Genomic DNA, 26,630 nt, shown 5'->3' on the forward strand with positions numbered 1-26,630 from the left:
GAGGTATGGGAACGAAGACTGTGGACGAGGCCGGCACGGAATCCGGCACCGAGGCGAAGCGCGACGAGGAGAAGGTGGACGTCACGAAGACCGAGGCGCCGGACGAAGCGACCGAGGCGGAGGCCGTCGAGGACGCCACCGCCGACGACACCGAGGACGGTGACGAGGTCCTCGCCGAGGAGGGCGCCGACAAGGCGGAGGGTTCCACCGGCGTCGGCCAGGGCGCCGGCGCCGTGGTCTCCGCCGCGCTCGGCGTCGTGTCGCTCACCGGCGGCTGGATCGGCACCGTCGCCGCCGCCCGCGAGACGCTGGTCGGCCAGCTCCAGACCTCGTCGAGCGCCAGTGTGGCCACCCAGATCAAGGAGGTCTACGGCGACGCCTGGCAGACCACCGCGCTGTGGGCCGGCGTGTTCGCGCTGGCCGCGCTGATCATCGGTGTGGTCGTCCTGGCCCGGCCCGCGTTCGGCGCCCCCGGCAGGCCGCAGGCCCCCTGGATCAAGTCCGTCTCCTGGGCCGGCGTCGCCCTCGGCGTCATCGGCCTGCTGCTGGCCGTGCTCAAGTACACCGACGCCCTGCTCGGACTGCCGTCCGCGAGCTGAGTACCCCGCAGGTCACGAGGGGTCTTAGACGACCGTGAGCCACTCACGGTTGTCCTAAGGCCCCTCAGTCGCGTCTAAGGCGCCGTCCGCCGCCGAAGATGCGGAACTCTCCCGATGTGGCGGACCCCCCTGGGAGACGAAGGTTGAGGCATCGCAACAAGCGAAGCCGGAACAACCGACCTCTCAGAGGACACACCATGTACGAGTACGAGCTTCAGCAGGCCCGTTCCGCCGAACTGCGCCGCCGGGCCGAGCACGAGCGACTGGCCCGCGAGGTGGTCCGCGGCCGCCGCTCCGCCCGCCGCGAGGCCGCCGAACGCGCCGCCGAGCGGGCGGAGGGCGGAGCCGGGAGCGAGTCGCATACCCATCTCCTCCATCGGCTCCGGTTCGCCCGGCCGGCGTGAACGCGGGGGCGGGGGAGGGCGGCCGCACGGGGGTCGGCCGCCCTCCCGCCGGGGCCCCGGCGATATCCGCTGGGCTGTCGTCGCACCCGCGTGCGATGCTCGCCCCCGTGGAGACCAGGTCCGTCAGCCCCGTCTTCGTCGGTCGCGCCGACGAGTTGCACACCCTGAACGACGCGCTCTCCCGCGCCGCCGCGGGAGAGCCACAGGCGCTGCTCATCGGCGGCGAGGCCGGGGTCGGCAAGACCAGACTCGTCGAGGAGTTCACCGCTGCCGCCCACCGCGGGGGCGCCGTCGTCGCGCTCGGCGGCTGTGTCGAGATCGGCGCCGACGGACTGCCGTTCGCCCCGTTCTCCACCGCACTGCGCGCACTGCGCCGGGCCCTGCCGGACGAACTGGCCACCGCCGCGGCCGGCCAGGAGGAGGAACTCGCCCGGCTGCTGCCCGAACTGCGCGAGACGGCGCCCGGACGACGCCACGACGAGGAGGGCATGGCCCGCCTCTTCGAACTCACCGCCCGACTCCTGGAACGCGTCGCCGCCGAGCGCACGGTCGTGGTCGCCCTGGAGGACCTGCACTGGGCCGACGCCTCCACCCGCCATCTGCTGTCCTATCTGCTGCGCACCCTGCGCACCGGCCGCCTCGTCGTCCTCGCCACCTACCGCGCCGACGACATCCACCGCCGCCATCCGCTGCGCCCCCTGCTCGCCGAACTCGACCGGCTGCGTACCGTCCAGCGCCTCGAACTCGCCCGCTTCACCCGTGACGAGGTCTGCCGTCAGGTCGCCGGCATCCTCGCCGCCGAACCCGACTCCGTCCAGGTCGACGACATCTTCGAACGCTCCGACGGCAACGCCTTCTTCGTCGAGGAACTCGCCGTGGCGGCACACGAAGGCTGCTGCACCGGCCTCACCGACACCCTGCGCGACCTGCTGCTCGTCCGCGTAGAGGCGCTGCCCGAGAGCGCCCAGAAAGTCGCCCGGATCATCGCCGAGGGCGGCTCCACCGTCGAGTACCGGCTGCTCGACGCCGTCGCCCGGCTCGCCGAGGACGACCTCATCGAGGCACTGCGCGCCGCCGTCGGCGCCAACATCCTGCTCACCACCTCAGACGGGGACGGCTACCGGTTCCGTCACTCCCTGGTCCGCGAGGCCGTGAGCGACGATCTGCTCCCCGGCGAACGCGCCCGCCTCAACCGCCGCTACGCCGAGGCCCTCCAGGCCGACCCGACCCTCGTCCCCGCCGACGAACGCGTCATGCGGCTGGCCAGCTACTGGTACCACGCCCACGACCCGGCGAAGGCGCTCCCCGCCGTCCTGGACGCCTCCGTCGAGGCCCGCTCCCGACGCGCCTACAGCGAGCAACTGCGGCTTCTGGAACGGGCGATGGAGCTGTGGGAGACGGTCCCCGAGGACATCCGGGCCGCCCTGCGCCCCGTCGACTACACGGAGGCCTATCCTCCCTGCGGCTGCGATCCGGCCACCACACCGCTGCGCTACCTCGACCTGATGGCCGAGGCCGCCGTCGCCGGCCGCTACTGCGGGGAACGCGAACGCGCCCTGAAGATCACCAAGCGGGCGCTGCGCCTGCTGGAGGACGAGGACGACCCCCTGCGCTCCGCCTGGTTCTGGGTGCAGCGCTCCCGGCTGACGCACTCCCTGGGCCGCGGTGGCGGTCGCGAGGAACTGGCCAGGGCCGAGGACCTGTTGCGCGGTCTGCCGCCCAACGAGGTGCACGCCGAACTGCTCACCCACATCGCCTGCTGGTCCTTGGTGCACGTCCCGGGACCCGAGGCCTATGGAGCCGCCGAGCGGGCCGTGGAGTACGCCCGCCTGGTCGGCGCCCGCGAGACCGAGCTCGACGCCCGCCAGGTCCTCGGCGTCCTCATGGTCGACGCCGGCCACATCGAGGCCGGCCTCGCGGAGCTGCACGAGGTCAGGGAACAGGCGCTCGCCGAGGACACTCCCTCCGTCGCGCTGAACGCGTACGTCAACCTCCCCTCCGAACTGGAGGGGATCGGCCGCTCCCGGGAGGCCGTGCCGATCCTTGAGGAGGGCCTCGCCTTCGCCAAGCGGCACGGACCGCCCGACGCCGAGGCATGGGTGTGGGGCAACCTCGCCGAATCCCTCCTCTCCCTGGGCCGCTGGGACGAGGCCGACCGGGCCTGCGCCGCCGCCGGAAGGGTGGGCCAGGGCGTGGCGGTCCGAGGCTTCCACGCCACCCTCCTCGCCGAACTCGCCCTCGCCCGCGGCGACCTCGCCGAGGCCGACCGTCAACTGGTCGCGGCACAGGGCTTTTTCGGCTCCCACGAACACGCCCCGCAGAACCACCTCCCCCTCGCCCGCCTAGCCATCGGACTCGCCGCGGCCCAGGGCCGCCCCCTGGACGCCCGCGCCCACCTCGCCCGCGCCCACGACCGCGACTTCCGGCCCGGCACCCAGCGCTACGCCTGGCCCCTGCTGCTCGCCGCGGCCTCCGCCGAGGGCGACGCCCGCGCGACCCCCGCCGCCGACCCCGGCCGCGCCGACCTCCTCGACCGCATCCGGGCGGCCGCCAGGAGGCTCGCCACGATCGCGCCCGTCTGGCAGGCCCACGAACGCTGGGTCCGCGCAGAGCTCCTGCGCGCCGAGGGCCGGACCGACCCGGAGGACTGGGCCGAGGTGGTCGCCGCCTTCGAGTGTCTGGAACGGCCCTACGACCTCGCCCGCACCCGGCACCGCCTGGCCGAGGCCCTTCTCTCCGTCGGCGGTGACGACGAACGCGACCGGGCCGCCGAGCTGCTGCGCCTCGTCCACGCGGTCGCCGCGCACCTCGGCGCACGTCCCCTCACCGAGGCCGTCACCCTGCTCGGCCGGCGCGCCCGACTGTCCCTGACCCCCGCCGCGGGCCCGCCGGACACCCCGGCCGACCCCACCGACCCGCTGGCGACGCTGGGCCTGACCAGCCGGGAACGCGACGTCCTGCGTCTGGTCTCGGCCGGCCGCACCAACCGCCAGATCGCGGAGGTGCTCTTCATCTCCCCGAAGACGGCGAGCGTCCATGTCTCGAACATCCTGTCCAAGCTCGACGTCTCGGGCCGCGGCGAGGCGGCGGCGGTGGCCCACCGGCTGGGGTTGTTCCCGCCAGGGGTCGAAGAACGGCTGATCGCGCGATAATGGGGCAGGCCGGCAGGGAGGAAGCCGCACAGGCCACCGACCGTGATCCGGCCCGGCAGGGGAGAACGATGTTCAACGCATTCGAGGACCTCTTCGCCCCGGGCCGCAAGCACACCCGGGACGAGCAGAACCGGCTGGAACTGACCAGGGAGGACGTCGGCGACGGCGACCCCGGGCGCGGGCCGATAGACCTCGCGTCCGGAAAGGTCGTGGTGCGGCCCTCCGAGCCGGCGGCGGAGGACGAGTGACGCCGCTCAGCTCACCTCCAGCTCGAGGATCCGGTCGTCCCCCTTCTTCGGGTCGCCCCGGCCGTCCGTGTTGCTGGTCGTGACCCACAGCTTGTCGCCGCCCGCCGACACCACCGTGCGCAGCCGGCCGTACTCGCCCTGGAGGAAGGGCTGCGGGTCCGCCGAGGCCGCCGTGCCCTTCAGCGGGACGCGCCACAGGCGCTGCCCCTTCAGCCCCGCCATCCAGATCGAGCCCGCGGCGTAGGCGATGCCGCTGGGCGAGGCGTCGTCGGTGTGCCACTGGGCTATCGGGTTCCGGAACTTCGTGTCCTCGGACCTGCCCTCGGCCGTCGGCCAGCCGTAGTCGGCGCCCGGCACGATCGCGTTCAGTTCGTCCCAGGTGTCCTGGCCGAACTCCGCGGCGAACAGGCGCTGCTTGGAATCCCAGGCCAGCCCCTGCACATTGCGGTGTCCGTACGAGTACACCGGGGAGTCCGGGAACGGGTTGCCGGCGGCCGGTTCGCCCTCCGGGGTCAGCCGGAGGATCTTGCCGCCGAGGGACTTCTTGTCCTGGGCCAGGCCCCGGTCGCCGCTCTCGCCGGTGCCGACGTAGAGCAGCCGGTCGGGACCGAAGGCGATCCGGCCACCGTTGTGGATCATGCCCTTGGGGATGCCCTTGAAGACCGTGTCGGGCGCCCCCAGCTGGTCGCCGGACGGCCGCGCGGGGTCGTAGATCATCCGGACGATACGGTTGTCCGAGGCCGAGGTGAAGTACGCGTAGACCATGTGGTCCGACGCGTAGTCGGGGGAGAGGGCGAGGCCCAACAGGCCGCCCTCGCCGGCCGCCGAGACCCCCGGCACCTCGCCCAGCTCGGTCTTCTTGCCCGTCTCCGCGTCCACCCGGGTGATCGTGCCCTCGTCGCGGGAGGCGACCAGGAGGCCGCCCTCGGGGAGGGGAGCGAGGCCCCAGGGCGTGTTCAGGCCCTCTGCGACCGTGCGCACCACCTTGACCGTGCCCTTCGCGGGCGGGGTCTCCTCGGCGGACGGGGCGGCCTGGGCCGCCGTACGACTCGGGGACGCGCTGGCCGAGGCGCCCGAGGACCCCCCGGCGTCGGACGAGCAGCCTGCCGTCACCAGCAGAGCACTCGCGGCCAACACGGCTGAAACAGCTCGACGTTGCACGATCATGGTCCCTTCGACACGGCGGTTCCTGCGGCGGGCTTCACCTGTCCTACGCCGTTCACGCCTCACGGGTTCCCGATCCGGGCCATCGCGACCCGAAAGCGGGACTACTCCCACGATCCTTGCGCCCCGGGCAGCTCCGCCACCTCCGTCAGGTCCTGCGGTGTCAGACGCAGGCCGGCCGCCGCCGCGTTCTCCGTCACCCAGCGTTCCCGCTTGGCGCCCGGGACGGGGATCACGTGCCGGCCCTGCGCCAGCACCCAGGCCAGCGCCACCTGCGCGGCCGTCACGGTCCCGCCGTGCCGGGCGGCGACCCGGCGCAGACCGACGACGATCGGCTGGTTCGCGGCCATCATCTCGGCGGTGAAACGGGGGTGCCGGGCGCGCATGTCGTCCGGTTCGAAGCCCTGGCCGGGAGTGAGTGTGCCGGTGAGGAACCCGTTGCCGAGCGGCATCGCCGCCAGGAAGCCCACGCCACGCGCCTCGCACCAGGGCAGCAGGGTGTCCAGCGCCTCGGGCGACCACACCGACAGCTCCGCCTCCACGGCGCTCACCGGGAAGACCTGCTGGACGCGCCGCAACTGCCGAATCGTTCCGTCGTACAGCCCACCGGATCGGCGACCACCCCGGGCCCCCACCGCGCACAGCCCCAGCGCCCGCACCTTGCCCGCCCGGACGAGCTCGGCCATCGCGCCCCAGGTCTCCTCGACCGGGACCTCGGGATCGGCCCGGTGCAGCTGGTAGAGGTCGATGACGTCCGTCTGGAGGCGCCGGAGCGAGGCGTCGCAGGCCCGCTTCACATACCCCGGCCGCCCGTTGGCCACGATGTGCTGCTCACCGACGAGCAGACCGACCTTCGTCGACACGAACGCGTCCTCGCGCCGCTCCTTCAACGCCCGCCCCATCAGCAGCTCGTTGGTGAACGGGCCGTACATGTCGGCGGTGTCCAGCAGGGACGAACCCGCGTCCAGCGCCCGGTGCACCGCCCGGAGCGACTCGTCGCCCCGCTGCCGCGACCCGCTGTACGCCCAGCTCATCGGCATGCACCCGAGACCGACGGCACCCACCTCGAGCGCCCCCGCGCCGATCGTCCTGCGCTCCACCTGCCCGTGACCCTCCCTCTCCCGAGCCCCCAACCTAACCTCTGCACGCGCGCGTACCTGACATAGCCTCCTGACCATGAGCGCTGACGTCTGGCTTCCCATCCCCCCGGAAGAGATCGAGGGCCTTCCGGAGGGGCCGAACTACCGCTTCTGGAACGGTGAGGAGGACTTTCCGGCCGACCCGGCCGACTGCGTCTTCTACGTCGTCCCCTACATGAAGCCCGCCGGCCTCGGGCAGCGGCCGCTGCCCGCGATGACCTCACTGGAGGTCGTCCAGACCCTGTCCGCCGGCATCGACCACGTGGTGCCGGCCCTCGAGTCACTGCGTCCCGGCGTGCGGCTGTGCAACGCGCGGGGGGTGCACGAGGCGAGCACGGCAGAGCTCACGCTCACCCTGATCCTCGCGTCGCTGCGCGGGATCCCCGACTTCGTCCGGGCCCAGGACCGGGGGGAGTGGCTCAGCGGGTTCCGGCCGGCGCTCGCCGACAAGAACGTGCTCATCGTCGGGTACGGCTCCATCGGCTCCGCCATCGAGGACCGGCTCGTGCCCTTCGAGGTGGCGCGGGTGGCGCGCGTCGCGCGCTCCTGGCGCACGACGGCGCGCGGCCCCGTGCATCCGATCGCCGAACTCCCCGCCCTGCTCCCTGACGCGGACGTGGTGATCCTGTGCACGCCCCTGAACGAGAGCACCCTCGGCCTGGTCGACGCCGATTTCCTGGCCCGGATGAAGGACGGCGCGCTGCTCGTGAACGTGGCCCGCGGCGGGGTCGTCGACACCAAGGCCCTGCTCACCGAAGTGGAGAGCGGCCGCCTCACCGCGGCGCTGGACGTCACCGACCCCGAGCCCCTGCCCCCGGGCCACCCGTTGTGGAGCGCGCCGGGCGTCCTCGTCAGCCCGCACGTCGGCGGGCCCACCTCCGCCTTCCTGCCCCGCGCCGTACGCCTGCTGGTGGACCAGTTGGGCCGCTTCGTGAACCGGGAGCCACTGCGCAACGTGATCCTCACTACGGGCACGGCGAACGGATCGTGACGGCCAGGGCGCTCCTGTAGTCCGATTCAGGCACCCTCCGCAGTCCTCCGGACGCGTTCCGTACCTCTTCCGGGCGCATATGCCGATGATCGTCACGCAGCGTAGAGGAACTATGTCCCTGAGTGACGAGACTGGTGTATCGTCCCGACAGGGGCTACGCCGCGCACGTTCGGCGTCAGGGATGGACATTTCAGACTTGTGAGGGGGGCGACGGGCGATGCACGGCCTATGGACGAACGATCCGACGCGGCGGAGCCGCCGCCGGCGACCCTGGCGTTCCACCGAGCGCCGACACGGTCACGGCGCTCACCCCGGCCTTCACCGCCACCGGTGCGGCGGCCACGGGACGCACGCGCCACCGGCGGTCCAGGACCCGAGGGATCCGGGAGTGACGCGGACCGGGAGGACGCGGTGAGTCCGCCGCCGACCTCCACGCCCCTCCTCGACGGAGTGCTGCGGACGCGGCCTTCGACGGGGACACCGCACACCGCGCCGCCGACCGGCGGCCCCGGAACGAACCTGGTCCAGCAACTGCTGCTCGCCCTGCTGTGCGCGGGATACGCCGTCGGTTCCGCGCTCGGCTGGGGCTCCGACCGACTCGCGCTGATCATGGGTGACTTCGGGCTGACCGCGGCGGCGGGCACCGCCGCCGTGTCCTGCTTCCTCTACGCGCGCAGCCGCCGCGTCCGGTTTCGACCCGCCTGGCTGCTGTTCTCGATCTCCTCGGCGATGGCGGCCCTCGGCAACCTGGTCTGGGGCTGGTACGAGGTGGTCCTGGGGCGGCCCGTGCCCAGCCCCAGCTTCGCCGACCTGTTCTTCCTGTGCTTCGCGCCCCCCGCCATCGTGGGGCTGCTCGTGCTCGCCGCCCGACCCATGACGAAGGCGGGCTGGGTCTGCCTGGCCCTGGACGCCTGGCTGATCGCCGGCTCACTGCTCACCCTCTCCTGGAGCCTCGCGCTCGCCCAGGCGGCGAAGTTCGACGGACCGAGCGTGGCGCACGCCGCGCTGTCGCTCGCGTACCCGCTGCTCGACATCGCCCTGGTGAGCATGGTGCTGGTGCTGCACTTCCGGCGCACGGCGGTGAACCGCACGGCGGTCAACACGGCCGTCGCCGCGCTCGCGCTGACCGTCATGTGCGACGCCCTGTTCACCTCGCCGCTGATGCACAACAACTACCGCTCGGGCCAGCTCCTCGACGCGGGCTGGTTCGCGGGCTCGCTGCTCCTGGCGTACGCGCCCTGGGCCGCCTCCCGCCGGCAGCGGTCGGCCGCGGATGAGGGGCACACGCGTGTGGTGCACGAACACGTACCGGGTCCGCGCCCCACGGGGCGCCCCCACGGGCCGTCGCGCACGGCGGCCGCCGCGGCCGCCGCGGCCGCCGCGTCCGCGCAGACGTCCGCCCAGCGGCCCGACCAGACGCCTCCCCAGGGAGGTGATCACAGCCGGTATCCGGTCACCCGGCCCATCACCGGCTCCCTGGCCGCCCTCACGCCCTATCTCGCCGCCGCCGTCTGCACCCTGGGCATCCTCTACAACGTCCTCAACGGCCGCAGCGTCGACCGCGTGGTGCTGCTGACCGGTGGCGCGGTCGTGCTCGCCCTCGTGGTGCGCCAGGGGATCATGCTGCTCGACAACATCACCCTCACCCAGGAACTGGCGCAGAAGGAGAACCACTTCCGCTCCCTGGTGCAGGGCTCCAGCGACGTCATCATGATCGCCGCGCCCAGCGGCGTCCTGCGCTACGTCTCCCCGGCCGCCGCCGGGGTCTACGGACGGCCTGCCGAGGACCTGGTGGGTTCCGAACTGGCCGACCTCATCCACCCCGAGGACCTGGGCTGCGTGGTGCACGAGGTGCGCCGGTTCCTCGCCGCCGTCCCCTCGGAGGAACCCACCACGCGCATCGAGTGCCGCTTCCACTCCGGCGACGGAGGCTGGCTGAATGTCGAGTCGACCGTCAACCGCCATCACGGCGGCCTGATCTTCAACAGCCGGGACGTGACCGAGCGGGTGCGGCTCCAGGCGCAGCTCCAGCACAACGCCGAACACGACCCGCTCACCGACCTGCCCAACCGCGCCCTGTTCACCCGGCGCGTCCAGCAGGCCCTGTCCGGCCGCCGCAGCTCCGACCGGGGGCCCGCCCTGCGCAACACGGCGGTCCTCTTCATCGACCTCGACGGTTTCAAGGCCGTCAACGACACGATCGGCCACGCGGCAGGCGACGAACTGCTGGTCCAGGCCGCCCGCAGGCTCCAGGACGCGGTCCGCAAGGGAGACACCGCCTCCCGACTGGGCGGCGACGAGTTCGCGGCACTGATCGTCGGCGACGGCACCCGCGACCGCGCCGCCCGGGAACGGCACATAGTGGAACTCGCCGACCGCCTCAGGCTCACCCTGTCGCAGCCCTACCTCATCGACGGCAACGAGGTCCGTGTCGCCGCCTCCATCGGCGTCGCCTTCGCCGAAGCCGGTCTGGGCGCCGGTGAGCTGCTGCGCAACGCCGACCTCGCCATGTACCGCGCCAAGGCGGGCGGCAAGGGCCGGGTCGAGCTGTACAAGCCGCAGATGCAGCAGGACGTCGTACGCAAGGCGGAGCTGGCCACGCGGCTGCGTGCCGCGCTGCACGACGGCGAGTTCGCGCTGCTGCACCAGCCCGTGGTGCGCCTGGAGGACGGCCGGATCTCGTCGGTCGCCGCACAGGCCCGCTGGCGCTCCTCCCAGGGGGTGCTCTTCACGCCCGCCGAGTTCCTGCGGGTCGCGGAGGACAGCGACAAGACGACCGAGCTGGGGCGCTGGATGCTGGAGGAGGCCGTCGAGCAGGCCGCCGACCGGGCCGCGAGCGGGCTCACCCTGCCGGTGGTCGTGCGGGTGGGCGCCCGGCGGCTGCTGGACCGGTCGTTGCCGCTGGGCTCCGTGGAGGCACTGCTGACCCGGCACGGGCTGCCGTCGGGATCCCTGGTGGTCGAGCTCTCCGACACCGACCCGAGGGTGCCGCTGGACGAGCTGGAGCGCCGTCTGGGGGCGCTGCGCCGCCTCGGGGTGCGGATCGCCCTCGACGGCTTCGGCAGCGGCTACGCGGCCCTCACGGCGCTGCGGCGGCTCCCCGTCGACGTGCTCAGGCTCGACCGCTCGCTGGTCGAGGGGGTCGTCGAGTCCGCGCGGCTGCACAAGATCACCAGCGGCCTGCTGCGGATCGCCACCGACCTCGGGCTCCAGTCCGTCGCCGAGGGCGTGGATCTGCCCGAGCAGGTGGTCGCCCTGCGCGCGATGGGCTGTACGCACGGCCAGGGCATGGCGTTCTCCGGGCCGCTCGACGAGTACCGGCTGCGCCGGGCCCTCGCGACCGGCCGCTATCCGGTGCCGCACGGGCCGGCCGAGCCCGCGTTCGCGGGCGGTGGCTCGGGGGTGTACACCAGTGGTGTCCATGCCGGTGGCGTCGCCGGCGGTGTCACGGCCGTCCTGGGGAGCGGTAGTGCCCTTCGCTCACATAATGAGACTCCCGTCCCACCCACTTGACAGTCGGTGCGTGCCGGGGGGAGGGTCAATGCCATGCGCACCCGAATTCTCGTACTTGGAAAGCGCGTCGGCTGAAGTTGGTGACGCTCCGGACGGACCCGGAACTCCCAGCGACCCACACCCGGCGCGCTCCCCTCGCTTGCCTTTTGGCACGAGGGGTTTTTTGTTGCACAAAACCCGCCTCGGCACTCGTGCCGCAGCCCTGAAAAACCCTCAGTAAAACCCTCAGCATCGAGAAGAGAATGCCGATGACCGAGCAGGCCACCGGGGCCCATCCGCAGCCGCGGCCCCGATCCGGAGGACAGCACTCCGCGACCGTCGAGCACGTGACGGGTGCGCAGTCCCTCATCCGTTCTCTCGAGGAGGTCGGCGCCGACACGGTATTCGGCATTCCCGGCGGTGCGATCCTTCCCGCCTACGACCCGCTGATGGACTCGACGAGGGTCCGCCACGTCCTGGTCCGGCACGAGCAGGGCGCGGGCCACGCGGCCACCGGATACGCGCAGGCCACCGGCCGGGTCGGCGTCTGCATGGCCACCTCGGGTCCCGGCGCCACCAACCTGGTGACCCCGATCGCCGACGCCCACATGGACTCGGTGCCGCTCGTGGCGATCACCGGGCAGGTGGCGTCGAAGGCGATCGGCACGGACGCCTTCCAGGAGGCGGACATCGTCGGCATCACCATGCCGATCACCAAGCACAACTTCCTGGTCACCAAGGCCGAGGACATCCCGCGGGTCATCGCGCAGGCGTTCCACATCGCCTCCACCGGCCGGCCCGGCCCGGTCCTGGTCGACATCGCCAAGGACGCCCTCCAGGCGAAGACCACGTTCTCCTGGCCGCCCACCATGGACCTGCCCGGCTACCGCCCGGTGACCAAGCCGCACGCCAAGCAGATCCGCGAGGCGGCCAAGCTGATCACCGCCGCCAAGCGGCCGATCCTGTACGTCGGCGGCGGTGTCCTGAAGGCCGGCGCCACCGCCGAGCTGAAGGTCCTCGCGGAGCTGACGGGCGCGCCCGTCACCACCACGCTGATGGCGCTGGGCGCGTTCCCCGACAGCCACCCGCAGCACCTGGGCATGCCGGGCATGCACGGCTCGGTGGCCGCTGTCACCGGTCTCCAGAAGGCCGACCTGATCGTCGCGCTCGGCGCCCGCTTCGACGACCGCGTCACCGGCAAGCTCGACAGCTTCGCCCCCTACGCCAAGATCGTGCACGCGGACATCGACCCGGCGGAGATCGGCAAGAACCGCGCCGCCGACGTGCCGATCGTCGGTGACGCGCGTGAGGTCATCGCCGATCTGGTCCAGGCGGTCCAGAAGGAGCACAGCGAGGGCCAGCAGGGCGACTACACCGCCTGGTGGAAGGACCTGAGCCGCTGGCGCGACACCTACCCGCTCGGCTACGACCAGCCCGCCGACGGTTCGCTCTCCCCGCAGCAGGTCATCGAGCGCATCGGACAGCTCGCCCCCGAGGGCACGATCTTCGCGGCGGGCGTCGGCCAGCACCAGATGTGGGCCGCGCACTTCGTCCAGTACGAGAAGCCCGCCACCTGGCTGAACTCGGGCGGCGCGGGCACGATGGGGTACGCGGTCCCGGCCGCGATGGGCGCCAAGGCGGGTGTCCCGGGCCAGACCGTCTGGGCCATCGACGGCGACGGCTGCTTCCAGATGACCAATCAGGAGCTCACGACCTGCGCCCTGAACAACATCCCGATCAAGGTCGCCATCATCAACAACGGCGTCCTCGGGATGGTCCGCCAGTGGCAGACCCTGTTCTACAACCAGCGCTACTCCAACACCGTGCTGCACAGCGGCCCGCAGGCCGCCGCGCCCGACAGCGGCTCCGCCGCCAAGCAGCCCAGCGCCGGCACCCGCGTCCCCGACTTCGTGAAGCTGTCGGAGGCCATGGGCTGCTACGCGATCCGCTGCGAGTCCCCGGACGACCTCGACAAGGTCATCGAGGAGGCGAACTCCATCAACGACCGTCCCGTCGTCGTCGACTTCATCGTCCACGAGGACGCGATGGTGTGGCCGATGGTCGCCGCCGGCACCTCCAACGACGAGATCCTGGCCGCCCGGGACGTCCGCCCCGACTTCGGCGACAACGAAGACGACTGAGCGAGAGAGACGTAAGAAGACATGTCCAAGCACACGCTCTCCGTCCTGGTGGAGAACAAGCCGGGCATCCTGGCCCGGATCGCCGCCCTGTTCTCCCGCCGGGGCTTCAACATCGACTCGCTCGCCGTCGGCGTCACCGAGCACGCCGACATCTCCCGGATCACGATCGTGGTGAGCGTCGACGCCCTGCCGCTGGAGCAGGTCACCAAGCAGCTCAACAAGCTCGTCGAGGTGCTGAAGATCGTCGAGCTGGAGCCGGGACAGGCCGTTCACCGCGAACTCGTTCTGGTGAAGGTGCGCGCCGACAACGAGACGCGCTCGCAGATCGTCGAGATCGTCCAGCTGTTCCGCGCCAAGACCGTCGACGTCTCCCCGGAGGCCGTGACCATCGAGGCCACCGGCAGCAACGACAAGCTGTCCGCCATGCTCAAGATGCTGGAACCGTACGGCATCAAGGAGCTGGTCCAGTCCGGCACGATCGCCATCGGCCGCGGCGCCCGTTCGATCACGGACCGGTCGCTGCGCGCTCTCGACCGGTCGGCGTAAGTACGTAACCGGTCTTCGTACGAACGGATCCGGGCGGCCAGTGATCACCGACCGCCCGTATACCGAGACCCCGAGACTTCCCTTCCGCTCGCCGTCATACGGTGGGACGCAACACCTGCACTCAAGGAGAGAACCCAAAGTGGCCGAGCTGTTCTACGACGCCGACGCCGACCTGTCCATCATCCAGGGCCGCAAGGTCGCGGTCATCGGATACGGCAGCCAGGGCCACGCCCACGCCCTGTCGCTCCGTGACTCCGGTGTCGACGTCCGGGTCGGTCTGCACGAGGGCTCCAAGTCCAAGGCCAAGGCCGAGGAGCAGGGTCTGCGCGTGGTGACCCCGGCCGAGGCCGCCGCCGAGGCCGACGTCATCATGATCCTCATCCCGGACCCGATCCAGGCCCAGGTCTACGAGGAGTCCATCGCCCCGAACCTGAAGGACGGCGACGCGCTGTTCTTCGCCCACGGCTTCAACGTGCGCTTCGGCTTCATCAAGGCCCCGGCCGGCGTCGACGTCGCCCTGGTCGCCCCGAAGGGCCCGGGGCACCTGGTGCGCCGCCAGTACGAGGAAGGCCGCGGTGTCCCCGCGATCGCCGCCGTCGAGCAGGACGCGACCGGCAACGCCTTCGCGCTGGCCCTGTCGTACGCCAAGGGCATCGGCGGCACCCGCGCCGGCGTCATCAAGACGACCTTCACCGAGGAGACCGAGACCGACCTGTTCGGTGAGCAGGCCGTCCTCTGCGGTGGCACCTCCGCGCTGGTCAAGGCGGGCTTCGAGACCCTGGTCGAGGCCGGCTACCAGCCGGAGATCGCCTACTTCGAGTGCCTGCACGAGCTGAAGCTGATCGTGGACCTCATGTACGAGGGCGGCCTGGAGAAGATGCGCTGGAGCGTCTCCGAGACCGCCGAGTGGGGCGACTACATCACCGGCCCGCGCATCATCACCGACGCCACCAAGGCCGAGATGAAGCAGGTCCTCGCCGAGATCCAGGACGGCACCTTCGCCCAGAACTGGATGGACGAGTACCACGGCGGTCTGAAGAAGTACAACGAGTACAAGGACGCGGACTCCGAGCACCTGCTGGAGACGACCGGCAAGCAGCTGCGCAAGCTGATGAGCTGGGTGAACGAAGAGGCGTAAGGCCTCGGGACGGGGGGCCGGAGCAGATCGCTCCGGCCCCGTTGTCCATCCCGTCCAACCACGGACGGGTGATCCTTCCGCGGAGGCGTGAGGCGGCCTCCGTCGCAGCACTACACTGCTGCACTACATACGCGTCAGGCCCACAGCGTCGTGCGTCTTCCACGCGGCTAGCCCCTCCTCCGCCTGCGGCCGTCGGGACGGCCGTCCGCACGCTTTGGACTTGTGAGGACTCACGTGAGCTCGAAACCTGTCGTACTCATCGCTGAAGAGCTGTCGCCCGCGACCGTGGACGCGCTTGGCCCGGACTTCGAGATCCGGCACGTCAACGGAGCGGACCGAGCCGAACTGCTCCCGGCCATCGCCGACGTCGACGCGATCCTGATCCGCTCGGCCACCAAGGTGGACGCCGAGGCGATCGCCGCCGCGAAGAAACTGAAGGTCGTCGCACGAGCCGGCGTCGGCCTGGACAACGTGGACGTCTCCGCCGCCACCAAGGCCGGCGTGATGGTCGTCAACGCCCCCACCTCCAACATCGTGACCGCGGCCGAGCTGGCCTGCGGTCTGCTGCTCGCCACCGCGCGCTACATTCCGCAGGCCAACACGGCGCTGAAGAACGGCGAGTGGAAGCGCAGCAAGTACACGGGTGTGGAGCTGGCCGAGAAGACCCTCGGTGTCGTCGGTCTCGGCCGCATCGGCGCGCTCGTCGCCCAGCGCATGTCCGCCTTCGGCATGAAGGTCGTCGCCTACGACCCCTACGTGCAGCCCGCGCGCGCCGCGCAGATGGGCGTGAAGGTGCTGTCGCTGGACGAGCTGCTCGAGGTCTCCGACTTCATCACCGTCCACCTGCCCAAGACCCCGGAGACGGTCGGTCTGATCGGCGACGAGGCGCTGCGCAAGGTCAAGCCGAGCGTGCGCATCGTCAACGCCGCGCGCGGCGGGATCGTCGACGAGGAGGCGCTGTACTCGGCGCTGAAGGAGGGCCGTGTCGCCGGCGCCGGCCTCGACGTGTACGCGAAGGAGCCCTGCACGGACTCCCCGCTGTTCGAGTTCGACCAGGTCGTGGCCACCCCGCACCTCGGCGCCTCGACCGACGAGGCCCAGGAGAAGGCCGGTATCGCGGTCGCGCGTTCGGTGCGGCTGGCCCTCGCGGGTGAGCTGGTGCCGGACGCGGTGAACGTCCAGGGCGGTGTCATCGCCGAGGACGTCAAGCCCGGCCTGCCCCTCGCCGAGCGCCTCGGCCGGATCTTCACCGCGCTCGCCGGTGAGGTCGCGGTCCGCCTCGACGTCGAGGTGTACGGCGAGATCACCCAGCACGACGTGAAGGTGCTGGAGCTGTCGGCTCTCAAGGGTGTCTTCGAGGACGTCGTCGACGAGACCGTCTCGTACGTCAACGCCCCGCTGTTCGCGCAGGAGCGCGGCGTCGAGGTGCGGCTGACGACCAGCTCGGAGTCGGCCGACCACCGTAACGTCGTCACCGTGCGCGGCACGCTCTCGGACGGCGAGGAGGTGTCGGTCTCCGGCACGCTGGCCGGTCCGAAGCACCTCCAGAAGATCGTCGCGGTCGGCGAGTACGACGTCGACCTCGCGCTCGCCGATCACATGGTCGTCCTCAAGTACGAGGACCGTCCGGGTGTCGTCGGCACCGTGGGCCGGGTCTTCGGCGAGGCGGGGATCAACATCGCCGGTATGCAGGTCGCTCGCGCCGCTGTGGGTGGCGAGGCGCTGGCCGTTCTGACGGTTGACGACACGGTGCCCGCCGCGGTGCTGGCGGAGGTTGCCGAGGAGATCGGTGCGACGTCCGCGCGTGCGGTGAACCTCGTCTGAGGTTGCCGCACCTTCTGGGGGCTGCCGCCCCCAGGCCCCCGCTTCGGCCCTGAAGGGACCTCGTCCTCAAACGCCGGGCGGGCTGGATTTACTGAACGTGGCTCGAGAGCAGGAGCCGGGCGGGCTGGTGTGATCCAGCCCGCCCGGCTCCTTTTGCTCGGGTCACTTCACCCGGATCCTTCGCAGCGTGATCGAAGCCGCTGCCGCCGCTGCGGTGAGGAGTAGTGCTCCGGCGATCGCCGCGCCCTGCATGCCGCTGGTGAACGCCTCGCGTGCCGTCGTCGCCAGGGCGTCTCCCGTGCGCCCCGGGAGACGACCCGCCACCGCCAGGGCGCCGCCGAGGGTCTCGCGGGCCTCGGCCGGGGCCGTGGCCGGGATGTCGTGGCGGTAGATCGCCGTGCCGATGGAGCCGAGGACGGCCATACCGAGGGCGCCGCCGAACTCGGTGCCGGTCTCCAGCAGGGCGGACGCGGAGCCCGCGCGTTCGACCGGGGCCGCGCCCATCGCCAGGTCCGTCATCTGGGACAGGACCATGACGATCCCGCAGGCCAGGACCGCGCAGGCGGTCAGCACGAGCCACATCGAGTCCGGGCCGGCGAGGGCCAGCAGCGCATAGCCGCTCGCGCCGATCGCGAAGCCGGCCGTCACCACGTAGGCGCGGTTGACGCCCTTCTGGACCAGGGAGGTCGCGACCGGGGCCGCCAGGCCGATCGGCACCGAGGGGAGCAGGGCCCACAGGGCCGCTTCCAGCGCGCTCTTGCCGAGGACCGACTGGAGGTACTGGGTGGTGAAGAACGCCGAGCCCATCATGCCGAAGGCGGAGACCAGGTTGAGGGCGAGGGCGGGGGCGAAACCGTGGCCGCGGAACAGGGCCGGGGAGATCATCGGTGAGGCCGTGGTGCGCTGGCGGTGGACGAAGAGGGCCGCGAAGAGCAGACCGACGGTGACCGGGACGACGTACTCCGCGTGCCAGCCCTCGGACGGGATCTCCTTCAGGCCGTAGATCACGGGCAGTACGGCGGCCATCGACAGCGGGACGCTCGGCCAGTCGAAGCGGCCGGGGGCGGGGTCGCGGGACTCCGGCAGCAGGACCGGGCCGAGGACGAGCAGCAGGACCATCGCGGGCAGGTTGACCAGGAAGACCGAGCCCCACCAGAAGTACTGGACCAGCAGGCCGCTCATCACCGAGCCGAGCGCGATGCCGCCCGTCATCACCGCGGACCAGATGCCGATCGCCTTCGCGCGCTGGGCCGAGTCGGTGAACATCGTGCGGATCAGGGCCATCGTCGAGGGCATCAGGGTCGCGCCGCCGATGCCGAGGACCGCCCGGGCCGCGATGAGGGTCTCGGCGCTGTTCGCGTACGCCGCGATCAGTGAGGCGGCGCCGAAGGCGGCGGCGCCGATCAGCAGCAGCCTGCGGCGGCCGATGCGGTCGCCGAGCGAGCCCATCGTCATCAGCAGGCCCGCCAGCACGAAGGCGTAGATGTCGAAGATCCACAGCTGCTGGGTGCCGGTCGGCGCCAGGTCCGCGCTGATCGCCGGGATCGCGAAGTAGAGGACGGAGACGTCCATGGAGACCAGCAGCAGCGGAAGCATCAGTACGCCCAGCGCGGTCCATTCACGGCGGCCGGCGATGCCTGCCGGGGGTGCGGGGGTGCCCACCGAGTCTGTCGTGTTCGTCGAGTTGGTCATGGCGGTGACTGTACGAGCGTCTTAAACGATTGTCTAGAACGAATGTATAAGTCATGCGTCTAGGACGGTTGTATGGATCGGGGGTAGGGTGGCGCGCATGGGACACCGTGAGGATCTGCTCGAAGGCGCCAAGCGCTGCCTGCTGGAGAAGGGGTTCCTGCGTACGACCGCGCGGGACATCGTCAAGGAGTCGGGGACCAACCTGGCGTCCATCGGCTACCACTACGGGTCGAAGGACGCGCTGCTGGTGCAGGCGTACGTCTCGCTGATCGAGGGTGCCGGCGACGAGTTCGACCCCGGGTGGGGCGCGGGGGGCGAGATGACGGCGGCCGCCGGGTCGCTGGAGCGCTTCCAGGAGGTGTGGGCGAGCATCATCGGCTCGGTGCCGCGGACGCGGGCCATCTGGCTGCTGAGCTTCGAGCTCATCGTCCAGGGGGACCGGCTCCCCGAGGTGCGCAAGCTGCTGGCCGAGGCGCAGGAGGAGGGCCGGTCGGGGATCGTGCCCATGTTCAACGGCATTCCGGAGGACGAGCTCGACAAGGAGACCGTCGACACCGAGGGCCGCTTCTACCAGACCCTCCTCAACGGGCTCATGGTCCAGTGGCTCTTCGACCCGGACTCGGCGACCGACGCGGCACAGCTCACCGAGGGACTGCGCCGGGTGATCGCGGGCGCCGCGCAGAGCTGACCCGCTCGGGCCGCCCGGGGTGCCGGAGAGGTGCCTAGGGCAGCCGGGCCGCCTTGAGGGTCATGTGCAGGAGCAGCCGGTCCTCGCCGTCGTCGAGGTCCAGGCCGGTCAGCTGTTCCACCCGGGACAGCCGGTAGTAGAGGGTCTGCCGGTGGATTCCCAACTCGGCTGCCGTGCGGCCCGCTTGGCCCGCGCAGTCGAGGTACACCTCGGCCGTGCGGGCGAGTTCGTGGTGGGCGGGGGTCAACAGGGTCCGCACGGCGGGGTCCTGGGCGGTCTCCTGGGGCAGGGCGGTCAGCAGGCGGTAGGGGCCGATGGACGCCCACCGGGCGACCGGGCCGAGGCCGGGCTCCGCGAGCGCCGCCCGCGCCGACGCCGACGCCTCCTGCCAGGCGGCGCCGAGTTCCGCGAGGCCGATCCGCCCCGCGGCCACTCCCGCGGCGGACTCGCCCGCCCGCTCCAGCAGCCGGGTCGCAGCCGACGTCGCCGGGGTGAGGGTGTCCGTCGAACGCAGGCGGACCAGCAGGGCCAGCGACTGGGATGCGGTGCCCCACGGGACCGTGCACAGTGCCGTCGCCCCCGGCAGCGTACGCAGCGAGGGTGCGTCGTCCGGGTCGGCGGAAGGCCAGGGCGTCACGCACACCACCGTGTGCGGGCCGTCCGCGCGGGCGCCGAGCGCGGTGCGCAACTCCGCCACCGCCATGTCCCGCTGCCAGTCGGGCTGTGCGGTCAGCACCGCCCGCAGCTCCCGGGTGAGGTCCGCGCCGTGCTGGGCCTCGTCGGCGAGCAGGGCGCCGATCCGGCCGGTCACCTCCATCGCGGCCGCCAGCTGGGCGTCCGAGGGTCCGGGGTCGTCGTCGAGCAGCCAGACATAGCCGAGGACGACCCCCCGGTGCCGTACGGGGAGGCAGACCCGCCCCCGGTACACCCCGGCTTCCGGGGTCGGCGGGATCCGCACCGGGCCGGTCGCGCGGGTGATGCCGAAGCCCTCGAACCAGGTACGGACGGCGGCCGTGGAGCGCCGGGTCAGGATCGAGCGGGTGCGCACCGGATCCAGCGCCGACGCGTCGAGCTCGCCCTCGCTGTCGTAGGCGCCGAAGGCGATCAGCTCGAAATCCCGGTTCTCCAGGGTCGCGGGGGCGCCGAGCAGCTCGGAGATCTCGTCGACGAGCTCCTGGTGGTCACCTTGGTAATCGGCTGTCACCCGGGCATTCTCCCGCATGTCCGCATCCTCTTCATACATCTGTCTGAGATCCGCGGCACGGATGCGTGACAGCTGTCGATGGCCCACGATCGGAGGGATCCTTAGGTTTCACGGTGGTTCTCCGTGCCGTTCCCCGATCGTCGGGAAACGGCCTCGTATGGGTTGGTATGTGGAGGTGCCCCGTGCTGGGTCCCGTGATTCTCGCCGCTTCGCGCAGCGACCGGATGCGACGCCTGATCTCGGCGGCCCCGGTGACGAAGCAGGTCGTGGACCGCTTCATCCCCGGTGAGACGGTCGACGACATCGTCCCGATCGTCGAGGAGCTCACCGCCGGGGGGCTGGAGCTGACGATGGACGTCGTCGGCGAGGACATCACCACCCCCGAGCAGGCCGCCGCCGCCCGGGACGCCTACCTGGCGCTGATCGACCGGCTCGCGGAGCTGGAGCTCGGCGAGCGGGTCGAGATGTCCGTCAAGCTGTCGATGTTCGGACAGGCCCTCCCGTCGCCCACCACCGCCCTGATCGAAGGGCCCTCCGGGCCCGCCCCCACCTTCCAGGGCGGCCACGAGCTGGCCCTCGCCAACGTGCGCCCGGTCGTCGAGGCCGCCGCGGCCATCGGCACCACCGTCACTCTCGACGCCGAGGACCACACCACCCTCGACTCGATGTTCGCCATCCACGAGGAGCTGCGGAAGGACTTCCCGCAGACCGGCTGTGTCATCCAGGCCTACCTCTTCCGCACCGAGGCCGACGCCCGCCGGCTCGCGGAGAGCGGCAGCCGGGTACGGCTCGTGAAGGGCGCGTACAAGGAGCCCGCCGAGGTCGCCTACCAGCAGAAGCACGAGATCGACAAGGCGTACGTCCGGATCCTGCGCACGCTGATGGAGGGCGAGGGGTACCCCATGATCGGGTCCCACGACCCGCGCCTCATCTCCATCGCGCAGGAGCTCGCCCGCAAGGCCGGGCGCAAGCTGGACGAGTACGAGTTCCAGATGCTGTACGGCATCCGCAGCGACGAGCACCTGCGGCTGGCCGCCGAGGGCCACCGCATGCGCGTCTACACCGCCTACGGCACCGACTGGTACGGCTACTTCATGCGTCGCTTGGCGGAGAAGCCCGCCAACCTGCGTTTTTTCGCCCGCAGCATGCTCACCCGGGGCTGAGAGACGATGCCGGCGCAGTGGCTGTTCCGCCGGGGGTCCGGGGGTCGTCTCCCGGGAAGGCACAGCATGCGCCGCTTGGCGGAGAAGCCCGCCAACCTGCGGTTCTTCGTCCGTTCGATGATCAGCAAGGGCTGAGCCCGCACCCCCCGCTCGAAACACCCGCTCAGAAGGAGTAACGGAAGACATGGACGCGGTAACCCAGGTCCCCACCCCCGTCAACGAGCCGGTGCACGGCTACGCCCCCGGCTCGCCGGAGCGTGCCCGGCTGGAGGCCAAGCTCAAGGAACTGGCCGACAACCCGATCGACCTGCCCTGCACCATCGGCGGCGAGCAGCGGATGGGCGGCGGTGAGCGGTTCGACGTCGTGCAGCCGCACAACCACAAGGCCCGCCTCGGCACCTACGCCGACGCCACGCAGCAGGACGCCCAGGACGCCATCGACGCGGCGCTCGCCGCCGCGCCCGCCTGGCGCGCGATGTCCTTCGACGACCGCGCCGCCATCATCCTGCGCGCCGCCGAACTGCTCGCCGGCCCCTGGCGCGAGACGCTCGCCGCCTCCACCATGCTCGGCCAGTCGAAGACCGCCCAGCAGGCGGAGATCGACTGTCCCTGTGAACTGGTCGACTTCTGGCGCTTCAACGTCGCCTACGCCCGCCAGATCCTGGCCGAGCAGCCCCCGGCGAACTCCCCGGGCGTCTGGAACCGCCTCGACCACCGCCCGCTCGAGGGCTTCGTCTACGCGATCACGCCGTTCAACTTCAGCGCCATCGCGGGCAACCTGCCGACCGCGCCCGCGCTGATGGGCAACGTGGTCGTGTGGAAGCCGTCCCCGACGCAGACCCACGCCGCCGTGCTGCTCATGCGGCTGCTGGAGGAGGCCGGTCTGCCCAAGGGCGTCATCAACCTGGTCACCGGCGACGGCATCGAGGTCTCCAAGGTGGCCCTGGAGCACCGCGACCTCGCCGGCATCCACTTCACCGGCTCGACGAAGACCTTCCAGTACCTGTGGAAGACGGTCGGCGCCAACATCGAGAAGTACCGCTCCTACCCGCGTCTGGTCGGCGAGACCGGCGGCAAGGACTTCGTCGTCGCCCACCCGAGCGCGGACCGCGCGGTACTGAAGACGGCGCTCACCCGTGGCGCCTTCGAGTACCAGGGCCAGAAGTGCAGCGCGACCTCCCGGGCCTACATCCCGGCGTCGATCTGGAACTCCGGCTTCAAGGAGGAGTTCGCGGCCGAGGTCGACTACCTCACGATGGGTGACGTCACCGACCTCTCCAACTTCGTCGGCGCCGTCATCGACGAGCGTTCCTTCGCCAAGAACAAGGCGGCGATCGACCGCGCGAAGGCGGACCCGACCTGCACGATCGTCGCGGGCGGCTCCTACGACGACTCGGTCGGCTACTTCGTCCGCCCGACCGTCGTCGAGTGCACCGACCCGGAGAACGAGGTCTTCACGACCGAGTACTTCGGCCCGTTCCTCGCCGTGCACGTGTACGACGACAGCTCCGACGAGGCGTACGACGAGATGCTGACGCAGATGGAGTCGGTGTCGGACTACGCGCTGACGGGCTCGGTCATCTCGGGCGACCGCGCGGCCGCCGCGTACACGATGGAGAAGCTGCGCTACGCGGCCGGCAACTTCTACATCAACGACAAGTCGACCGGCGCCGTCGTCGGCCAGCAGCCCTTCGGCGGCGGCCGCGCCTCCGGCACCAACGACAAGGCCGGCGCGCCCCAGAACCTGATGCGCTGGACCCTGACCCGCGCCATCAAGGAGACGCTGGTCGCGCCGACCGACTACGCGTACCCGCACATGGGCTGACGCGTCGTCGTACGACGCGGGAAGGGGCCGGGCTACTGCCCGGCCCCTTCCCGTTCTCCGTCGGCGGGTGCGTCAGCGCGTGCCGCTGCGTCCGAGGAAGTCGCTGATCAGCGCCGCGATCTGGACCGCGTGTGTCTCCAGGGCGAAGTGCCCTGTGGGCAGCAGGTGCACCTCCGCCCCGGGCAGGTCGCGGCGGAACGCGAGCGCGCCGGCCGGGACGAAGATCTCGTCACCGGCGCCCCAGACCGCCAGCAGCGGGACCTGGCTGGTGCGGAAGTACTCCTGGAAGGCCGGGTAGAGGGCGAAGTTGGAGCCGTAGTCGGAGATCAGGTCGAGCTGGATCCCCGACTGGCCGGGCCGGGCCATGAGGGCCGTGTCGTGCTCGTAGGCGTCGGGGCTGACGAGCTCCTGCTGCTCCGCCGGAACCCCGTGCAGGTACTGCCACCTGATCCCCTCCGGGCTGCTGATCTCCCGCACCGGCGCCTCGGTCTGCGGGGTCCGCTCCGCGATCAGCGCCAGCACCGGCGCCCAGGCCTGCGCCCCGAGCCCCTCCTCGTAGGCGTTGCCGTTCTGCGTGATGATCGCGGTCACCCGGTCGGGATGGGCGAGGGCGAGGCGCAGGCCGATGGGGGAGCCGTAGTCCTGGATGTAGAGCGCGAACTTCTTCAGGCCGAGCTGCTCGGTGAACTCCCCGGTGACGGCAGCCAGTTCGTCGAAGGTGTACCGGAAGTCCGCGGGCGCCGCCGACCGGCCGAAGCCGAGGTGGTCGGGGGCGATGACGCGATGGCTGTCGGCGAGCAGCGGGATCAGGTCGCGGAACATGTGGGAGCTGCTCGGGAAGCCGTGCAGGAGCAGCAGGACCGGTGCGTCGGCCGGGCCCGCTTCCCGGTAGTACACCTCGTGGCCGCGGACGGTGGTGGTGCGGTGACGGACCTGGCGGTGGGCGTGGAGGGTCATGGCACGAGTGCATCATGTGATCATCTAACCGGTCAAGAGACTTTTAGAGGTTAGGTGACCGGCGCACCAGGATCTTCCCCGTGTTCCCGCCGCGCAGCATCAGCAGGAACGCCTCCACGATCCGCTCGAACCCGTCCACCACCGTCTCGTCCAGCGCCAGCGCCCCGCTCAGCAGATGCGGTACGGCGAACTCGTACAACTCCTCCTGGACGTCCAGGTGGTCGCGCACCAGGAAGCCCTCCATGCGCAGGCTCTTCTCCACCATGTCGGCGTGGTTGAAGGCCACCGGCGGCGCGTCGGGCGTGTTGTACTGCCCGACCGTGCCGATGCGCACCACCCGCCCCCGCTCCCGCAACGCGCCGATCGCCGCCCCGAGGTGTTCGCCGCCCACGTTGTCGACGAAGACGTCGATGCCGGTGGGGGCGGCCTTCGCCAGGAGGTCGGCGACCGGGCCGTCGTGGTAGTCGAAGGCCGCGTCGTAGCCGACCTGCCGGGTCAGGTACCGCACCTTCTCCGCCGTGCCCGCGCTGCCGATCAGCCGGCCCGCGCCGAGCAGTCGCGCGAAGCGTCCCGTCGCCGTGCCGACCCCGCCCGCCGCCGCGGAGACGAACAGGTCCTCGCCCTCGCGCAGCCGGGCGATGCGGGTCAGGCCGACGTACGCGGTCAGGCCCGTGCCGCCGAGGAGGCTCAAGTGCGCGGAGAGCGGCACCCCTTCGTACCGGGGGAGCCGTCTGACCTCCGCCGGGCGGACCACCGCGTGGGTGCGCCAGCCCTGGCGGTGGAAGACGATCTCACCCTCGGGGAGGGCCACCGGATCGCGGGTGGCGATGATCCGGCCGAGTGAGCGTCCCTCCAGCGGGGAGTTCAACTCGAAGTCGCCGTCCATCATTTCGCGGTGGTAGGGGTCGACCGACCAGTAGAGGTTCTCCACCAGGGCCGTCCCCGGAGCCGGTGTTGGGACCGGGGACTCGGCGAAGCGGAAGTCGTCGGGGGTGGGGAAGCCGGTCGGGCGGGCGGTCTGCTGCACGGTGAGCGCGGTGCTGGTCATGGAAGGCGACCGTAGGCAGGAATGCGGGCTGCGGGCAGAGGGTTGCGCTCATGGAACGGGACGATCCATGAGTCGCCCTCATACCAGCAGGTGGGAGCCCCGGGTGAGCGCAGTCGAGCTTGCGCCGCAGGAGCTGCGGACTCTGGTGGCGATCGCCGACGAGGGAGGTTTCTCGGCCGCCGCCGCCCGGCTCGGGACCACCCAGTCGGCCGTCTCGCACGCGGTGCGGGGCATCGAGGGCAAGGTGGGGGTCGTCCTGTTCGAGCGCGGGCGGTACGGTGCCCGGCCCACCGCGGCCGGCGCCCGCGCGGTCGCCCACGCCCGACGCGTCCTGCGGATGCTCCAGACCCTGGTCATCGAGACGCGGGGCGTCGCGACGGGCCAGGTCGACGGACCGTTGCGGATCGCGGCCTTCCGCAGCGCGGCCCTGTATCTGCTGCCGCCCGTCCTGGAGCGGCTGGCCGCACGGCACCCGGGGATCGAGGCGACCGTGACCGTCGTACGGGAAGTGGGTCCGGGGACGGCCGGCGCGGTGGCCGAGGGGCGGGCCGACCTCGGGATCGCCACCTTCGGCACCAGTTCGCCGATCCCGCCGGAGCTGGTGGGGGACGTGCTGCTGGAGGAGCCGTACGCGCTGGTGCACCCGGCGGGTCACCCCGACCCGCGCTCCCTCCCGCTCGTCGACTGGACGGAGAACTGCTCGTCCTACACGCGCGCGTGGTGGGCCGCGCAGGACTGGATCCCCGCCGCGACCGTCCGCGCCGAGGACGACGGGGCGGTGCTGTCGATGGTGAGCAGCGGCCTGGGGATGGCGATCATGCCCGCGCTCTCCCTCACCCGGACACCCCTCGGGACGGAGATCACCGACCTCGGCCCGGAGCGGCCCACCCGTCAGGTCGGCTATGTCACGACCCCGGAGCTGGCCGCGACCGCGGCCGTCCGGGCGCTCGTCCGGGAGTTGAGGTCGTCCGCGAAACCGCAGGTCGGCACCGGGTGATCCGGGGCGCCGTCTCAGATAGTAGGAAGTCCGAGTAATTGTAGAGACAGGCGCGTGCTCCTCCCTTAGCTTTGTAGGAGCCGAACGTCTCGCTCGACCAAGCGAATGGCGGTCGTGAGCCGGGCCCCGTGCAGGCAACCCCTGTGGCCACGCTCCCCGCCCCTCCGGCGTCTCGTAACCCCCTTCCGCACTCCCTGGAATTCGAAGGAGTCGATTTC

General features: G+C 71.3%; 20 protein-coding genes. 14 read left to right on the plus strand and 6 right to left on the minus strand.

The features are described 5' to 3' along the window. The first annotated feature begins 5 nt into the window (after positions 1 to 5). The 4 genes from G9272_RS31170 (at position 6) to G9272_RS31185 (ending at position 4,403) form a co-directional block, all read left to right on the plus strand. The gene (locus G9272_RS31170) at positions 6 to 599 is read left to right on the plus strand and encodes a hypothetical protein (RefSeq protein ID WP_171399587.1); all 594 of its coding nucleotides are present in this window, start codon (positions 6 to 8) and stop codon (positions 597 to 599) included. Between the two features lie 197 nt (positions 600 to 796). Next, a complete protein-coding gene (locus tag G9272_RS31175) occupies positions 797 to 1,003 on the plus strand; it encodes a hypothetical protein (protein WP_171399588.1) in 207 nt (68 codons plus the stop codon). A 95-nt stretch (positions 1,004 to 1,098) separates the two neighbouring features. Then, positions 1,099 to 4,155, plus strand: coding sequence for a helix-turn-helix transcriptional regulator (locus G9272_RS31180; RefSeq protein WP_171399589.1), 3,057 nt, complete (start codon positions 1,099 to 1,101; stop codon positions 4,153 to 4,155). 68 nt (positions 4,156 to 4,223) lie between these two features. After that, positions 4,224 to 4,403, plus strand: a complete 180-nt coding sequence (locus G9272_RS31185) for a DUF6191 domain-containing protein (protein ID WP_171399590.1) — start codon at positions 4,224 to 4,226, stop codon at positions 4,401 to 4,403. A gap of 6 nt (positions 4,404 to 4,409) precedes the next feature. Here the strand turns inward: G9272_RS31185 and G9272_RS31190 are convergent, their stop codons facing one another. After that, on the minus strand, positions 4,410 to 5,570 hold the full coding sequence (locus G9272_RS31190; protein WP_171399591.1) for a PQQ-dependent sugar dehydrogenase: 1,161 nt from the start codon (positions 5,568 to 5,570) through the stop codon (positions 4,410 to 4,412). A 101-nt stretch (positions 5,571 to 5,671) separates the two neighbouring features. Next, positions 5,672 to 6,667 carry an aldo/keto reductase gene (locus G9272_RS31195; protein ID WP_171399592.1) on the minus strand — a complete coding sequence of 332 codons (996 nt, stop codon included), beginning with the start codon at positions 6,665 to 6,667 and terminating at the stop codon, positions 5,672 to 5,674. Between the two features lie 76 nt (positions 6,668 to 6,743). On the opposite strand from G9272_RS31195, the gene G9272_RS31200 reads away from it, so the two are divergent. From G9272_RS31200 to serA, 6 genes are all read left to right on the plus strand, one after another. Continuing rightward, positions 6,744 to 7,697 carry a 2-hydroxyacid dehydrogenase gene (locus tag G9272_RS31200; protein ID WP_171399593.1) on the plus strand — a complete coding sequence of 318 codons (954 nt, stop codon included), beginning with the start codon at positions 6,744 to 6,746 and terminating at the stop codon, positions 7,695 to 7,697. Positions 7,698 to 8,108: 411 nt separating this feature from the next. Then, positions 8,109 to 11,210 carry a putative bifunctional diguanylate cyclase/phosphodiesterase gene (locus G9272_RS31205; protein WP_171399594.1) on the plus strand — a complete coding sequence of 1,034 codons (3,102 nt, stop codon included), beginning with the start codon at positions 8,109 to 8,111 and terminating at the stop codon, positions 11,208 to 11,210. A 248-nt stretch (positions 11,211 to 11,458) separates the two neighbouring features. Then, positions 11,459 to 13,330, plus strand: a complete 1,872-nt coding sequence (locus G9272_RS31210; protein WP_171399595.1) for an acetolactate synthase large subunit — start codon at positions 11,459 to 11,461, stop codon at positions 13,328 to 13,330. 21 nt (positions 13,331 to 13,351) lie between these two features. After that, a complete protein-coding gene (gene ilvN / locus G9272_RS31215) occupies positions 13,352 to 13,876 on the plus strand; it encodes an acetolactate synthase small subunit (protein ID WP_020131429.1) in 525 nt (174 codons plus the stop codon). A gap of 139 nt (positions 13,877 to 14,015) precedes the next feature. After that, positions 14,016 to 15,014: a ketol-acid reductoisomerase gene (ilvC, locus tag G9272_RS31220; RefSeq protein WP_020131430.1), complete on the plus strand. Its 999-nt coding sequence runs from the start codon at positions 14,016 to 14,018 to the stop codon at positions 15,012 to 15,014. A 234-nt stretch (positions 15,015 to 15,248) separates the two neighbouring features. Continuing rightward, entirely contained in the window at positions 15,249 to 16,838 is a 1,590-nt protein-coding gene (gene serA / locus G9272_RS31225; protein ID WP_171399596.1) for a phosphoglycerate dehydrogenase, read from the plus strand. 162 nt (positions 16,839 to 17,000) lie between these two features. Here serA and G9272_RS31230 read toward each other — a convergent pair whose 3' ends face one another. Further along, on the minus strand, positions 17,001 to 18,530 hold the full coding sequence (locus G9272_RS31230; RefSeq protein WP_171399597.1) for an MFS transporter: 1,530 nt from the start codon (positions 18,528 to 18,530) through the stop codon (positions 17,001 to 17,003). 97 nt (positions 18,531 to 18,627) lie between these two features. Here G9272_RS31230 and G9272_RS31235 point away from each other — a divergent pair, with 97 nt between their 5' ends. Beyond that, entirely contained in the window at positions 18,628 to 19,218 is a 591-nt protein-coding gene (locus tag G9272_RS31235) for a TetR/AcrR family transcriptional regulator (protein ID WP_171399598.1), read from the plus strand. Positions 19,219 to 19,252: 34 nt separating this feature from the next. On the opposite strand, the gene G9272_RS31240 is transcribed toward G9272_RS31235, so the two are convergent. After that, positions 19,253 to 20,440 (minus strand): PucR family transcriptional regulator, encoded by a 1,188-nt coding sequence (locus G9272_RS31240; RefSeq protein WP_171399599.1) that lies wholly within the window; start codon positions 20,438 to 20,440, stop codon positions 19,253 to 19,255. A gap of 164 nt (positions 20,441 to 20,604) precedes the next feature. Here G9272_RS31240 and G9272_RS31245 point away from each other — a divergent pair, with 164 nt between their 5' ends. Then, on the plus strand, positions 20,605 to 21,585 hold the full coding sequence (locus G9272_RS31245) for a proline dehydrogenase family protein (RefSeq protein WP_171399600.1): 981 nt from the start codon (positions 20,605 to 20,607) through the stop codon (positions 21,583 to 21,585). 184 nt (positions 21,586 to 21,769) lie between these two features. After that, on the plus strand, positions 21,770 to 23,410 hold the full coding sequence (gene pruA, locus G9272_RS31250; RefSeq protein ID WP_171399601.1) for an L-glutamate gamma-semialdehyde dehydrogenase: 1,641 nt from the start codon (positions 21,770 to 21,772) through the stop codon (positions 23,408 to 23,410). Positions 23,411 to 23,482: 72 nt separating this feature from the next. Here pruA and G9272_RS31255 read toward each other — a convergent pair whose 3' ends face one another. Then, on the minus strand, positions 23,483 to 24,367 hold the full coding sequence (locus G9272_RS31255; protein ID WP_171399602.1) for an alpha/beta fold hydrolase: 885 nt from the start codon (positions 24,365 to 24,367) through the stop codon (positions 23,483 to 23,485). 43 nt (positions 24,368 to 24,410) lie between these two features. Beyond that, positions 24,411 to 25,415 (minus strand): NADP-dependent oxidoreductase, encoded by a 1,005-nt coding sequence (locus G9272_RS31260; RefSeq protein ID WP_171399603.1) that lies wholly within the window; start codon positions 25,413 to 25,415, stop codon positions 24,411 to 24,413. Between the two features lie 103 nt (positions 25,416 to 25,518). Here G9272_RS31260 and G9272_RS31265 point away from each other — a divergent pair, with 103 nt between their 5' ends. Then, entirely contained in the window at positions 25,519 to 26,412 is an 894-nt protein-coding gene (locus G9272_RS31265; RefSeq protein ID WP_171399604.1) for a LysR family transcriptional regulator, read from the plus strand. The last annotated feature ends 218 nt before the right edge of the window (positions 26,413 to 26,630 follow it).

Origin of the sequence: Streptomyces asoensis (assembly GCF_013085465.1) — a bacterium.
In the GTDB taxonomy this organism is placed as follows: domain Bacteria; phylum Actinomycetota; class Actinomycetes; order Streptomycetales; family Streptomycetaceae; genus Streptomyces; species Streptomyces cacaoi_A.